General features: G+C 60.3%; 12 protein-coding genes and 2 pseudogenes. 8 read left to right on the forward strand and 6 right to left on the reverse strand.

Annotation, left to right across the window (positions count from 1 at the left end; translation table 11 throughout):
* The first annotated feature begins 213 nt into the window (after nucleotides 1–213).
* From NKI72_RS25440 to NKI72_RS25455, 4 genes and pseudogenes are all read left to right on the forward strand, one after another.
* Entirely contained in the window at nucleotides 214–1,239 is a 1,026-nt protein-coding gene (locus NKI72_RS25440) for a zinc-binding alcohol dehydrogenase family protein (protein WP_502908994.1), read from the forward strand.
* A gap of 112 nt (nucleotides 1,240–1,351) precedes the next feature.
* Nucleotides 1,352–1,438 (forward strand): annotated as a pseudogene (locus NKI72_RS25445) (EamA family transporter); the annotation flags it as partial.
* Between the two features lie 133 nt (nucleotides 1,439–1,571).
* The gene (locus NKI72_RS25450; RefSeq protein WP_352851185.1) at nucleotides 1,572–1,799 is read left to right on the forward strand and encodes a CopG family transcriptional regulator; all 228 of its coding nucleotides are present in this window, start codon (nucleotides 1,572–1,574) and stop codon (nucleotides 1,797–1,799) included.
* 15 nt (nucleotides 1,800–1,814) lie between these two features.
* A pseudogene (locus NKI72_RS25455) lies at nucleotides 1,815–2,229 on the forward strand (TA system VapC family ribonuclease toxin).
* Between the two features lie 140 nt (nucleotides 2,230–2,369).
* On the opposite strand, the gene NKI72_RS25460 reads toward NKI72_RS25455, so the two are convergent.
* The 4 genes from NKI72_RS25460 to NKI72_RS25475 form a co-directional block, all read right to left on the reverse strand.
* Nucleotides 2,370–2,789 (reverse strand): type II toxin-antitoxin system VapC family toxin, encoded by a 420-nt coding sequence (locus NKI72_RS25460; protein WP_352851154.1) that lies wholly within the window; start codon nucleotides 2,787–2,789, stop codon nucleotides 2,370–2,372.
* Between the two features lie 16 nt (nucleotides 2,790–2,805).
* Nucleotides 2,806–3,048, reverse strand: a complete 243-nt coding sequence (locus tag NKI72_RS25465; protein ID WP_352467423.1) for a type II toxin-antitoxin system Phd/YefM family antitoxin — start codon at nucleotides 3,046–3,048, stop codon at nucleotides 2,806–2,808.
* Nucleotides 3,049–3,503: 455 nt separating this feature from the next.
* Nucleotides 3,504–4,631 carry an NAD(P)/FAD-dependent oxidoreductase gene (locus NKI72_RS25470; RefSeq protein ID WP_352851156.1) on the reverse strand — a complete coding sequence of 376 codons (1,128 nt, stop codon included), beginning with the start codon at nucleotides 4,629–4,631 and terminating at the stop codon, nucleotides 3,504–3,506.
* 64 nt (nucleotides 4,632–4,695) lie between these two features.
* Complete coding sequence (locus tag NKI72_RS25475) at nucleotides 4,696–5,697, reverse strand: SIS domain-containing protein (protein WP_352851157.1); 1,002 nt, start codon at nucleotides 5,695–5,697, stop codon at nucleotides 4,696–4,698.
* Between the two features lie 103 nt (nucleotides 5,698–5,800).
* On the opposite strand from NKI72_RS25475, the gene NKI72_RS25480 reads away from it, so the two are divergent.
* The 4 genes from NKI72_RS25480 (at nucleotide 5,801) to NKI72_RS25495 (ending at nucleotide 10,493) form a co-directional block, all read left to right on the forward strand.
* Nucleotides 5,801–6,637, forward strand: a complete 837-nt coding sequence (locus NKI72_RS25480; RefSeq protein ID WP_352851159.1) for a PfkB family carbohydrate kinase — start codon at nucleotides 5,801–5,803, stop codon at nucleotides 6,635–6,637.
* A 179-nt stretch (nucleotides 6,638–6,816) separates the two neighbouring features.
* Complete coding sequence (locus tag NKI72_RS25485; RefSeq protein WP_352851161.1) at nucleotides 6,817–7,653, forward strand: ABC transporter substrate-binding protein; 837 nt, start codon at nucleotides 6,817–6,819, stop codon at nucleotides 7,651–7,653.
* A gap of 76 nt (nucleotides 7,654–7,729) precedes the next feature.
* Nucleotides 7,730–9,259, forward strand: coding sequence for an amino acid ABC transporter permease/ATP-binding protein (locus NKI72_RS25490; protein WP_352851186.1), 1,530 nt, complete (start codon nucleotides 7,730–7,732; stop codon nucleotides 9,257–9,259).
* Nucleotides 9,260–9,347: 88 nt separating this feature from the next.
* On the forward strand, nucleotides 9,348–10,493 hold the full coding sequence (locus tag NKI72_RS25495; RefSeq protein ID WP_352614842.1) for a LacI family DNA-binding transcriptional regulator: 1,146 nt from the start codon (nucleotides 9,348–9,350) through the stop codon (nucleotides 10,491–10,493).
* Between the two features lie 234 nt (nucleotides 10,494–10,727).
* Here the strand turns inward: NKI72_RS25495 and NKI72_RS25500 are convergent, their stop codons facing one another.
* Nucleotides 10,728–11,705 carry an FAD-binding oxidoreductase gene (locus NKI72_RS25500; RefSeq protein ID WP_352851163.1) on the reverse strand — a complete coding sequence of 326 codons (978 nt, stop codon included), beginning with the start codon at nucleotides 11,703–11,705 and terminating at the stop codon, nucleotides 10,728–10,730.
* 190 nt (nucleotides 11,706–11,895) lie between these two features.
* Nucleotides 11,896–12,753 (reverse strand): LysR family transcriptional regulator, encoded by an 858-nt coding sequence (locus NKI72_RS25505; protein WP_352503720.1) that lies wholly within the window; start codon nucleotides 12,751–12,753, stop codon nucleotides 11,896–11,898.
* Between the last annotated feature and the right edge of the window lie 79 nt (nucleotides 12,754–12,832).

Raw genomic sequence — 12,832 nt, forward strand, 5'->3', positions numbered from 1 at the left:
GCGACGTAGAAGAGGATCTTCGGCGATTGGCCGATCTCCCCCCTTGTGGGGGAGGTGGCGGCGCAGCCGCCGGAGGGGGTCGGTGCGGCCGTGCTCGCCGCACTTGTGGTGCCTTCGGCGCGGGCCCCCCCCCGGGGGGGGGGGGGCCCCCCCCCCCCGACCACTTCGGACTCCAGCTTAGCAAGGGGGTGAATTATAGTCATGGGCCCCACCATCAAAGTCGTGCGATGCGCTGAGCCGGCCAGGCTGATGTTTGAGGAGCAGCAGGCACCAGGCACTCCGCCCGAAGGCTGGGCACTGATCAATGTCGCCTATGTCGGGATATGTGGAACCGACTACCACATCTTCGAGGGCAGGCATCCTTATCTCGCCTATCCGCGCGTCATGGGCCATGAGGTTTCGGGAACAATCGCGGCAATCAACGCGCCGGTGGACCTGTCGGTTGGAGAGCAAATCCTCGTCAACCCCTATTTTGCCTGCGGAAATTGTGCCGCCTGCCGCCAGGGAAAGCCGAACTGCTGCATGTCGATCGAGGTGCTTGGCGTGCACCGTGACGGTGCCATGAGCGAGCAGGTTCTCGTGCCGGCGCAGAACTTGATACCAGCGGCCGGCCTGTCACCGGTCGAGGCTGCCACGGTCGAGTTTCTGGCCATCGGTGCTCACGCGGTGCGCAGATCCATGGCGGGGCCGGGCATTCGCACCTTGGTTATCGGCGCCGGGCCGATCGGCCTTGGCACCGCGCTTTTTGCGCGCATAGCGCAACTCAACGTGACCGTCATGGACGTCGATGCCGAGCGGCTGGCCTTTGCCGCAAGACAATTGGGCTTCCTGGTGATCGACGGGTCGAAGGGATCGATCGTCGAAACGATAGCGGAGCGAACTGCGGGAGCAGGTTTCGACGTCGTCTTCGACGCCACGGGGAACAGCCGTTCGATGCAGTCTGCCTTTGCCTATGTTGCCCATGGTGGCGTCATGGTGATGGTCAGCGTCGTGCCGGACGACATAACCTTCTCAGATCCAGAGTTCCACAAGCGGGAAATGATGCTGATCGGCAGTCGCAACGCGACGCGTGGCGATTTCCAGCACGTCATTGCCTCGATCCGCGCTGGAAAAATACCAATCGACCGACTCGTCACCCATCGCACCACCCTGCGCGACAGCCCACGCGACATCGCAATCTGGGCGCAGCAGAAGTCCGGTCTGATCAAGGCCGTTGTCGACGTGGCTGGATCTGGCTGACGTCAGCAAACACAATCAAGATATGTGACCGCAGCCCTGATGCTGCATTATGGGGGGAGTTGCTCGGTGACGCCAGGCTAAGCGGCGCGCTTGACACGGTATTCGGAGTGGGTTCCTCCGTGAACAATTGTCCCTGCCGAACTGGCTTGGCGTTTCACTGATTGCAGCGGGCGCAGTTCTCGTCGCATACAAAGGTTGAAGCCGTGAAGCGACAATCCTTCCGGCACAAAACGCGTTCCACGCCAAGTCCGCCGGCTATTCGCACCGGTTGAGTATCCGACGTCGCTATTCTATATGATGCGTGATGTTTGATGCGCACCAAGCAGGGCAACATGAGAACCACACTGGCGATCGATGACGATGTCCTGGTTGCAGCCAAGGCCATCGCCCGGCAGCAGGATCGCAGCCTCGGCGAGGTCATCACCGATCTCGCCCGGCGCTCGCTGCGTCGGCCTCAAGCCGGCGGCGAGCGCAACGGGATTCCTCTACTGTCGCGTCGGCCGGATGCACCTCCTGTCACGCTTGAGACGGTCAATGCCTTGCGAGACGAACTGCCGTGACGCTCCTGCTCGAATGTGCTGATCGCACTGATAGATCCTGGCCACGTCGCCCATGACGACGCGCATGGCTGGTTCGAAGAGACCGGTAAACTCCGCATGGGCTACGTGTCCCGTCACCGAAAACGGCGTCCTGCGCATCGTCGGCAACCAAAGATATCCCAATTCTCCCGGCTCACCAGCTGTTGTTGCGCGAATCGTTACCAAGTTGCGGACCCTGCACGGGCACAGCTTCTGGCCCGACGATGTGAGCCTGGTTGGCTCCGGCGACATTGATGCAGCCAAAATCCTGACCTCGGCGCAGGTGACGGCTACCTACCTTCTCGCGCTTGCCAAGGCGCGCGGCGGCCAACTTGCCAGCTTTGACCGCAAGCTGTCAGCGGCGGCCGTGAAGGGCGGGAAGTCTGCACTGCATCTGATTCCAACAAGGTAGAGACTCTTGGTGCGGTCTACCTGCGATCTTCTCGGGTTTCTTCGGCGAGAAAGTCGCGGTGGTCCAGAGGCAGCACGGAATTGAGAGCGTCAAAGACTTCTGCACGTCGAATAACATAGGCAGGTGGCCGAGCGAAGAGGTCAATTGCCATTCGCGAGCGGCCCGAGAATTTGGACTCCCTGGCGGCGTGCGGCAAGTGCGAGCTTCCGATCGAGGGTGGCCAGCGGCAACTCGGTTTCGATTGCCAGCGCCAGATAGGCGGCGTCATAGGCGCTGAGCCCGTGCGAAGCCGCTAATCTCAGCACTGCGCCGTCCGACCCGCCGCCGGCGTCCTCCAGCGGCAATCGGCGCAGCCGTGCCATGGTGGTGGCAGCTTCGCCCGCCGCGATGCGGCCACGCCGCTCGGCCATCAATGCGACGTTACGCGCCTCGTGCCAGAACAGGGAAGGGACAGGCGCCGTTGCTCCCGGCAATCGTCGCATCAGGGCGGCCGCCGCCTCGCTGTCTTCATCAGGAAGAATCCAGGCAGCCGCCACGGAAAGGTCGACAACGAAAGGCATCAGACGATGATCGCCATCAAGCGCGGCGCCCTTCATCGCGCCAGGCCCGAATTTCGTCCTGCGTCACGGGCTTGGCGCGGGCGCGGGCAGCGCTGATCTCTTCGATCACGGCTTCGACATCGTTGCGGCGTTGAATCCGCGACAGTTTAGCGATGGGATCATTGCCGCGCGAAATAATCACCTCCTCGCCGGCTTCTACCCTTGAAAGCAGTTCCGAGAGATGCGTTTTGGCCTCGCCAACTTTCACCGTGATGGTCATTTCCTGTCCTTGCGCGCGTCGGGTCAACGTGGTGAGCCGTGTTCATTGCCGAGCTGAGTGTGGATTGCTCGACAATCGCTCTTGCACGCGACGATAGGCGCAATCCTGACCCTTGGTCAAGGCTTGGTCAAGTCATTGCCGACCCCTCGCACGCCGCAAGGCGGGCCGTCTCTTGACAAGGTGAAATCGCCTGGGGCAACGGCTTCTGATTATGCGCAGTGTCTGATTTTGCGGGCGGAAGCTTGCGCAACTTGTCGCGGTTAGCGCACTCCAGTGGATCGCGAGTGGCTATCTGACCATAGTTTGCGGGGCATTCTTCTTCGAGCGTTCGCGCTTGGACGCGCAGCGCCGATCTCTCGCCGTCTCTGTTGCCGTAGCACGACAACCTGATCACGCCGCTCTTCCCCAGGCCCGCGACCCATCTGGATAGTTCGGCCTTGCCCCAAATTGCCCTTTCAGCTGAAACGATTAGGGCGGAACGTTGCAAGCATGGGATGCGGATTGCCAGAGGCGATTTCTTTGGCAAGCAATTCGCCGACGATCAATCCAAGCGTGGCGCCGCTGTGGCTGAAGGCGACGTGAAGTCCGGCAACGGTCTCGACGCAGCCAAGCACTGGCTCGCCGTCGCCGGGGATGGGCTTCGGGCCAACTGCATAGGCAGCGAGTTGGAGCCGCGGATTGCCCTCGAGCACCGCACTAGCCTCCTCGAGCAGTCCTTTGACGGTCTTGTCGTGCACGGTGTAGGTTCCGTCAGAGTTGACCACGACTTCTTCCTCCGACCACGCCGAATCCAAAACAAGTGCGCCATCCGGCGTCGGGCGAACCGCCACGCGGGGCGTATTCAGCACGGCACGGAGCTCGGTCTTGATCGGCTTGGTCTTCAAGAGAAGTGAAATTGGCGTGGCGTCGGGGACACGAACTCCGATGTCTGCGAGCATGATAGGCGTCGCTGGCCCGACCGCAAGGACCACTGCATCCGCCTTTACCGGCACACCGTCGGCAGTGACGACGCCACGCGCGCGACCACCTGTGGCATCTATCCGGACGCGTCCAGCGTCCCGAACAAACTTGCCGCCACGGGAGCGGAACTCATTGAGCAGCAGACTGATCAAAGACGGCAGGTCAACCCATCCTTCGCCAGGATTGAAGATGGCGCCCTGGGGGGTAATTGCGCTCGCGTTGACGCCGGGCACCACTGCACCGACTTCGGCAGGGCCGAGCAGAAGCGCGTCATAACCAATATCCTGCTCCAGCTGGCAGACGGACGCGATCTGGTTCGTCTCGTCATCCGCATCCCAGGTGAGGCCGCCGTCAAAGCGAAGCCACGATTCCGTTTCCGGCCTTGTGGCGGCCAGGGTCCGATAACGGTCGATGCCTGCAAGCCTCAAGCGGTGGTAGGCAGTGTCCGCACGTCGCGCTGAGTTCAGCCAGGAAAGTGAACGGCCGGATGCACCGTTGGCTGGCGCGCCGTCGTTGACAAGCGTTACATCAAGGCCAAGACGAGCAAGGTGCAACGCGGAAGAGATGCCGAAGATGCCCGCGCCGATAACAACGACATGGCGCGGCTTTGGTGATGCAGTCATGGAGAAATCCTTCTTCGCAGAAGCCGGGCTGGGAGTTGTTGGATGGCTGCAGAGCGCGGCGGAACTAATAGTCGGTGAGCTTCTTCATGTAGCGCCGGCCCTCAAGCATTGGCCGGCCGCGCAGGGCGGCCAGCTCGTAGGCAAAACGCCAAAGCGTGTCGAAGAAGACCAAGGGCACGAGATAGGGTTTGATGTGTTCGGACATACCACTGAGGTCGAGTTCAGTTCCATCGAGCACCAGGACGTTTTCCCGGCTGCCGTACTTGAAAAGGAAGTCTCGGGCACGTTCGGGAAGGCTCCGCGTTTCGTCCAAACCCACTAAGACCACGAAGCAAGCGTCCCGGTCGACCACCTCAAATGGGCCGTGAAAGAACTCGTTGGCGTGTATGGCCTGCGAATCGTACCACTGCATCTCCATCAACACGCAGGTGGCGTACGAATAGGCCGCACCATAGCTGGCACCGCTGGCCAGTGTGTGGATCGCATTGCGCGGCGCGAAACGGGGGGCGAAGGCCTGAAACCGGTCGGCATAGGTCCGGTGCGCACGCTCGATCGCCGGCTGAAGATGGCTCAGGCTCGTCAGCAGATCGGCAGTTAGCCCGGCATCCTCCCGAGCATCGATCAGGCCGGCGAGCAACATATAGAGCACGCCGTAGTTGCTGCAGGCTGAATCGATTGCTTTGCCCGTCGTGTAGGAGGCCTGGTAGGCGACTGCGTGGTCGACCGCCAGCGCGAGGGGCGATATCTGGTCGAGCGTCATGCCGATTGTCGTTGCGCCTCGATCCTTTGCATGATTGGCCGCTCGCACAGTTTCGCGGGTGGTGCCGGTCTGCGAGCAAAGGACAACGAGCGCGTCAGGTCCCAACCGTCGCGGGTCTCGGCAGACGAACTCATCCGCGTTGTAGATGTCGCAGGCGAATCTGCCGCTGTGACGGTCGACGAAGTATTTGCCTGCCATCATGATCGAGAGCGAACCGCCGCACGCCACGAGGAATAGGTGCGAAAACTGCGTGCCCGCCGTAGCGGTCAGGGCGCGTTCCACGTCGGCGGGCAGGGCGGAAATCATGAGCTTCCTCGTCTCGTTGGCAGAGCTAGGGGCGGGCCCACAATTGACAGGTGGGCGGCCATTGTGCGAACGTTATCACACCCTTTAAACTGAAAGTCCTGCAATGGTCAAGATTGCCGCGATGGGCGATAACGTGGTCGATTGTTATCTTGCTCGCGGCGAGATGTATCCTGGTGGAAATTGCCTCAATGTCTCGGTTTATGTCAGCCGCTTCGGCGGGCGATCGGCCTATGTCGGAGCGATCGGCAAAGACCGGGCAGGGGACCTTATCTGCACTGCACTGGCGTCGGAGCGCGTGGACATCACCCGATTGCGGCGTCTCGAGGGAGCGACCGCTTACTGCCTCATAGGTCACCGCAACGCCGATCGGATTTTCCTGGACTTCGATCTCGGAGTTTCGGTGTTTACGCCGACGCAAGAAGATCTGGATTTTCTCTCGGGCTTTCAGGCCGTCCACATCGGCCAGTCCAGCGGTTTGGACCCGTGGGTTGCCGCTGTATCAAGTAAGTCACTGTTGTCTTATGATTTTTCCACGCGACGGGAACCGGGACATCGACGCGAGATTGGACCCTATTGCTATCTGGCTTGTGTCTCGGGTGACGGTCTCGACGACAAGGAATTGGCCGCAATCGCGGCCGAATTGCTTGCATGTGGTTCAAAGTGGGTTCTTGTGACTCGTGGCCGAGCCGGCGCGGTGCTTCACGGCGACACCGTCTCTTACCGAACCCCGGCGCGGTTGGTCAAACCCGTCGACACCCTGGGCGCCGGCGACACCTTCATCGCCAGAACGCTATTCGGCCTGCTTAAGAAGGAGCAGCCTCAAGACATCCTCGGCCATGCCGCGGACGCGGCGGCTGCTACCTGCCGGTACTACGGGGCAATCGGCCATGCGACAGCAATCGACTTAGGAAAGATGACGCCGGAGATCCCCCGCGCTTAACACTGGAAACCATCTAGCTGAGAAATTCTCCGAAACAATTGACGCGAGAAATGGACAATGCTAGATCAAATGATAACGTTCTCACCTACCTGGCCGAACGCCATCTAAGAGCGTTTTGATAGATGAGACGTCGAGTGGGATCGCAAGGCCGAGTTCGGCCAATCGTAAGAGGAGAAGACATGCACACGAATTCGAGCAGGCGCCAACTTGTGAAATCCGGTCTGGCGCTGACGATCGCGCTGTTGACAGGACTTGGCACGTTGGCCTCGTCAACTCAGGCAAACGCGGCCGACAACCCCTACAACCTCATCGACCCGACGGTGATCAGCGTCGGAACCATGGGCGATGCGAAACCCTATGTCTTCACCGACGCCAACGGTAACTTCACTGGCTTCGACGCCGAACTCTTCCGTGATGTGGCGCGCCGGCTCGGGTTCAAGGAGGAGCAGATCGTTTTCACCGGCCAGGAATTCTCGGCGCTGCTGCCCTCCGTTGCCAACGGCCGCTTCGACGTCGCTGTCGCCGCCATCGGCACAACGGCGCAGCGCAAGAAGAGCGTGGATTTTGGCGACGGCTATCTCGCCGGCTACCTGTCGATCATTTCGGCGGATCCGGCACTGACGAGCAATGAGAGCACCGCCGGAAAGCGCATCGGCGTGATCCAGGGAACGCTGCAGGAAATCTATGCCGAGAAGAACCTCAAGGGCGACATTGTCAAATTTCCCGACAACAACACTGCGGTGGCGGCGCTGAATAACGGGACGATTGATGGCCATTTCACTGACTATGAGTCCGCCAAGCAGTATGTGGAGCGCTACAAGAACCTGAAGATAACAATGAACGTGCCGTCCTTCGATGCGCCGGCCGGGTTCGTGGTCAAGAAAGGCAACGATGCCTTCCGCGAGGCGCTCAACAAGGCGCTGCGCAAGGCCATGGACGATGGCACTTGGAAACGGCTGCATGAGAAATGGTTCCCGGGCACTCCGATGCCGGATCAATATCTGCCCAAGAAGTAAATTCGCGCGTATTCATTTTCGTTTCCGGCCGGGCCCGTCAGCAACGGTGCCCGGCCGAGTTATAGATGGACTTGATATGAGCTGGTTCGATACCTTCGCCCGCAGCTTCCTTGATTTCCAGGCGATGGCAGAAGTTCTGCCAAACATGGTGATGGTCGGCCTCAAGAACACTTTGATCCTGGCCCTTGCCTCGACGTTTTTCGGGACGCTGATCGGTATCGTCCTCGCAGTCATGGGAATTTCAGAGAACCGGCCGCTGAAACTCCTTGCCCGAGTCTACACCGATATCTTCCGTGGGCTTCCTGCCATTGTCACAATCCTGATCATTGGCCAAGGCTTCGCGCGGTTGGGCCGAGATCTGTTCGGTCCATCGCCTTATCCGCTGGGCATTCTGGCGCTCAGCCTGATCGCCGGAGCCTACATCGGGGAGATTTTCCGCGCCGGCATTCAGAGCGTCGAGCGGGGTCAGATCGACGCCACGCGCACTCTCGGTATGACGTATGGCCAAGGCATGCGCCTGGTGGTGATCCCGCAAGGCATCCGTCGCGTCCTGCCTGCACTGGTCAACCAGTTCATCGGCAATGTCAAAGACTCCAGCCTGGTCTATTTCCTTGGTCTGCTCGCCTCCGAACGCGAACTGTTCCGCGTCGGCCAGGACCAGGCTGTGCTGACCGGCAACTTGTCGCCGCTATTGCTGGCCGGAGTGTTCTATCTCGTGATCACGGTGCCGCTGACCCATCTCGTCAACTACATCGACGCGCGCATGCGCGTCGGCAAACGAATAACCGCCGTGCAGAGTGGCCTCCAAGAGGTCGCCGAGCTTGCCGAAGCCGTCGTGCCGGGAACAGCGACGTTGCCTGCAGCAGCGCCCACACGCTTCAAGGGTGGCGGCATCGAGGTCAAAAATATCGACATGGCCTACGGCGCCGTCCAGGTGCTGCATGACGTCGGTCTGAAAGTGGAGCCCGGGACCGTCACCTGCCTCATCGGTCCGTCCGGATCGGGCAAGTCGACCTTGCTGCGCTGCCTCAACCGTCTCGTAGAATGCCGAGCCGGTGACATTCTGCTCGACGGCGAAAGCATCTACAAGCAGACCCCTGACCAACTCCGGCGGCGCGTGGGCATGGTTTTCCAGCAGTTCAATCTGTTCCCCGACCGTAGCGCGCTCGCCAACATCACCTTGGCGCTGCGCAAAGTTAAACGCATGTCGCGCGAGGAGGCTAATGACGCGGCCTTGGCGAGGCTAAATGAAGTCGGACTGCTGGAGCGCAAGGACCATCGGCCGGCCAATCTCTCGGGCGGGCAACAGCAGCGGGTGGCCATCGCGCGTGCGCTCGCCCTCGAACCCGAAATTATGCTGTTCGACGAAGTCACCAGCGCCCTCGATCCAGAATTGGTCAAAGGTGTCCTGAACTTGATGGCCGACCTCGGGCGGGGCGGGATGACGATGGTGGTCGTTACACACGAGATGAATTTCGCTCGCAAGGTCGCGAACCAGGTCGTGTTCATGGACGAGGGGCGGATCGTCGAGGCAGGCCGGCCAGAAGACCTATTCGACAATCCGCAGAGCCCGCGTCTTCGACGCTTTCTGTCGGAGGTGCTGTAATTCAAATGGTGTGCGCAGCGGCGGGTTCTGCGGTGTTCGGCCTTGCGGGGCGTGCCTAACTGCCGCTAGTTCGTCGCCACGACGTTGCATGGTCGGCGGGACTTGCTGGGTGACTCAAAGATCCAAAAACGCAACTATCATCGAAGTCGCTCGCCGGGCTGGAGTGAGCTCTGCCACGGCTGGGCGCGTGCTTGGTGACTACGGGTACAGCAGCCCTGAGGTCCAGGAGAAGGTGCGCGCCGCGGCATCTGCGCTGGGTTATCGGCCCAATCGCCTGGCCAAAGGCCTGATCACCGGTAAGACCCAGACTATCGGCGTTGTCGTAGGCGACATCGAAAGCCCATTCTATGCAAGCGTGCTGCGCGGAATAGGGGACGTCGCGCGCCGTGGCGGCTTCGGGGTTATCGTTACGAATAGTGACGAAAATGCCGAACTCGAGCGAGAGGCGGTGCAGCTGCTGTTGGAAAAGCAGGTCGATGGTTTAGTCGTCTCATCGACCTTCTTGGACAAGCCGGATCATCTTCGTGACGCAGTCGCGGCCGGCTGTCCCGTCGTGCAGTTCGATCGCATCGTGGCGGGCATGGAAACCGATTCGGTCGTGGTCGATAACGTTTCTGTAACGCGTAGCAGCATAGCGGCGATCATCGCCGCCGGACACAGCCGCATCGGAATATTGGCGGAACTCGGGCCGGACCAACGCGATGATGTTGGTTCCTTTGTGACAAACGCTGATCTCTCCAGCTCCGACGTTCGCTACCATCATCCAAGCTGGCAACGGTTGTTGGGTTATCTCGAAGCCCATCGCGCTGCGGGCATTTCGCCGGATCCACAGTTGATCCGCCGCGTGGCGGTCTATTCCAGCGAGGCAGCCCGAAAGGAGGCACTCGATCTGCTGACAATGCGCAATGCGCCGTCCGCCCTGTTTACCGCCGACGGTGTGATGTCGACAGGCGTTCTGGAGGCGACATCCGCACTGAAGCTTGCGATTCCGGGAGAGGTTTCGCTGCTTTGCTTCGACGATCTCGACTGGATGCAGTTCGTGGCCCAAGGTATCACAGCCATCGCGCAGCCGGCGCATCTGATCGGGGCGACGGCAGCCGAGCTTCTCTTGAAGAGGCTGGCTGGCGACACCGCACCGTTTGAACACCGTGTCCTCGCTGCTCGCCTGGTGAACCGTAATTCGATTGCGGTTCATCTCAACCGCAACGCCCCTGATCCGGCTGCGACGGTGTAGCTGGAGCCGAATTGCCGCGCCTCTTTGTGTCGAGGTCCATCCCATGCAACGGCTGAATGATAGCTCAAGCGTATTGCTGGGTAGGACTTTTGTCGTTTGCGATGCCCAGCGTGAGCTGCGCCAGAAATCGGGCGAGCCCATCCGGGTTCCGAAACCTAATCACTTGCGGTCGCAGTAGTATGGCTTGGTCGTTGAACGCAAAGGCTGCCCGATTTCGTTCCGCGATGGGTACAATTATAGATCAAGCAAAATGTCGCCTTGTGGGCGGCTGCAGCACGCCAGGATGTAGCCTGCCGATTTGTCCTCCAAGGTCAGTCCGCCTAGGTCATCCATGACGACTTCGCCAGACAGCTTGGCGATCCGGCACGTACCGCAAACTCCCTGCTGGCAAGCGGTTGGGACATAGACGCCACATTGGCGCGCCGCTTCCAGCAGGGTCTCTCCGGGCGCGCAATGATATGCAAGGCCGGAGCGGGCGAAGCGGACCGAAGACGAAACCTTTGAATCCGATGGCGAACGCGAAATGTTGCCGCCCCCGAAGCTCTCCTCATGATACTGTGAAGGGGCGAGCCCGATTGCATCGAGGCAGCTGCGTGCAGCCTTCATGTAGGATTCCGGCCCACAGGCAAAAATCGTGCGGCTATGGAGATCGGGAACCAAAGTCAGGAGCATCTCACTGTTAATTCGCCCGGTTGGACCCGTCCAGGCCGGGTCTCCATGACTGCAAATGCAAGTCACATGAACATTGGGAAAGCGAGCGGCAAGTGCGTCCAGTTCGAGCCGAAAAATGATGTCGTCCGGCGTTCTCGCACTATGAATGAAGTGGATATCTTGGTTTGCTGCGCGGTCGGTAAATGCCCGCAGCATTGACATGACGGGAGTTATCCCGCTGCCACCTGAAAGGAAGAGGGACTTTGCATGCGGCAGATCGTCGAGATTGAACGAGCCGAGCGGCCCTTCGATCTCGATCCCATCGCCCGGCTTCAAATTGTCATGGAGCCAATTCGAAACGAGCCCGCCCGGCGTCCGTTTCACAGTGATCTGCAGGTCGAGCGGTCGCGTCGGCGGTGACGAAACAGAGTAGGAGCGCGTCACTGCGGCCCCCTCGATCCTCAGGTGCACCACAACATATTGGCCAGCGCTGAAGCAGAACATCCGATCTGAAGCGGGTGTGAGAACGAATGTTTTCACATCGTGCGTCTCGTCGATCACGCGTCGGCAGAGCACAAGCTGCGGCGTGGGCTGTGCCCACTGCCGGTGAAGCTTTGTTGGGGCGAAGCCGGGGGCTCCTAAGGCCGCGTGTGCGTTCATTATTCAACTCGGGTTTGAAGTCGAGCCAAGATGCCACTTCAACACCCGCTGAACAGCCGCGCAATCCTACCTTTATGATCGGTAATTTCGATTAAACTTCCAGGGACATTACAGCCACCTGGAGAGCTCGGATGCCCTTGCGAATAATGGGTTCGTGTTTGCGGCGCGCAAGGATCGCGGTGTGGACTGGCTGGTGCAGCGTCGGCGCTCCCTCGACGAGGAACGATGGGAGCTCGGCCGTGAACCGGCGCGCATCGTCGCTGCGCATGTAGCAGGTGCCGCCCGTTCGTCGCAGCATGATCTCCGCCAGAGTTTCCGATCCCGTCGAAAGCCGACAGATCGCAAGCTCGGCCAGCAGCTCTGCGTGCGTCTTTTCCAGCACCGCGGTGTAGCCTGGGCGAATGTAGGTTTCAGGGTCGACATCAGACAGCGTTCTGGCAGCCGTCGAAACCATCACATATTCCTCGACCATCAGATGCTCGTAGGCGATCTCAGGCAGGTAGCGAGGCGCATAAAGCACGGCAATATCGAGATTTCCCATGCTTAGGTCGCTGACCATCTGGTTCGAATAGTCCGACTCGACATGGATCGAGGATTTTGGAAGCGCCTGGCACAGTGTCTCGACCCATCCCGGCAGGACCGAACGGGTCATCCCCACCTGTGCGGCGATGCGCAACGTGCCCTCGAAACGGTTGAACGCTCGCACATCGTGTCGAGCTTGCGACCACGTCGACAGCAAGGATCTGGCATAGGCTTCGAACCGCCGCCCGGCGGCTGTCGGCTCAGCGCCGGCGCGCCCGCGCAGAAAGAGCTCGGACCCGATCGCGCTCTCCAGATTCTTGATGCGGGTGCTGATCGTCGACTGGGTCAACCCCAGCCGGTCGGCGGTACGATTGAAATTTCGCGACTCGATGATGTCGAGAAAGGTTTCGATGTGATCTAGCTGCACATGACCTCCGATCGAAAAAGTCGATCATATTGCGCAGGATCATAAGCTTGATCAAACAATACTCAAGGCGGAAGCTGCA

Source organism: Mesorhizobium sp. M0437, assembly GCF_040321335.1.
GTDB lineage: Bacteria > Pseudomonadota > Alphaproteobacteria > Rhizobiales > Rhizobiaceae > Mesorhizobium.

What these genes read in the sequence shown, in the direction of transcription:
- NKI72_RS25480 (WP_352851159.1), top strand. Translation starts at nt 5,801, where the DNA reads ATGGTCAAGATTGCCGCGATGGGCGATAACGTGGTCGATTGTTATCTT.
- NKI72_RS25485 (WP_352851161.1), top strand. Translation starts at nt 6,817, where the DNA reads ATGCACACGAATTCGAGCAGGCGCCAACTTGTGAAATCCGGTCTGGCG.
- NKI72_RS25475 (WP_352851157.1), bottom strand. Translation starts at nt 5,697, where the DNA reads ATGATTTCCGCCCTGCCCGCCGACGTGGAACGCGCCCTGACCGCTACG.
- NKI72_RS25450 (WP_352851185.1), top strand. Translation starts at nt 1,572, where the DNA reads ATGAGAACCACACTGGCGATCGATGACGATGTCCTGGTTGCAGCCAAG.
- NKI72_RS25495 (WP_352614842.1), top strand. Translation starts at nt 9,348, where the DNA reads ATGGTCGGCGGGACTTGCTGGGTGACTCAAAGATCCAAAAACGCAACT.
- NKI72_RS25460 (WP_352851154.1), bottom strand. Translation starts at nt 2,789, where the DNA reads ATGCCTTTCGTTGTCGACCTTTCCGTGGCGGCTGCCTGGATTCTTCCT.
- NKI72_RS25465 (WP_352467423.1), bottom strand. Translation starts at nt 3,048, where the DNA reads ATGACCATCACGGTGAAAGTTGGCGAGGCCAAAACGCATCTCTCGGAA.
- NKI72_RS25470 (WP_352851156.1), bottom strand. Translation starts at nt 4,631, where the DNA reads ATGACTGCATCACCAAAGCCGCGCCATGTCGTTGTTATCGGCGCGGGC.
- NKI72_RS25490 (WP_352851186.1), top strand. Translation starts at nt 7,730, where the DNA reads ATGAGCTGGTTCGATACCTTCGCCCGCAGCTTCCTTGATTTCCAGGCG.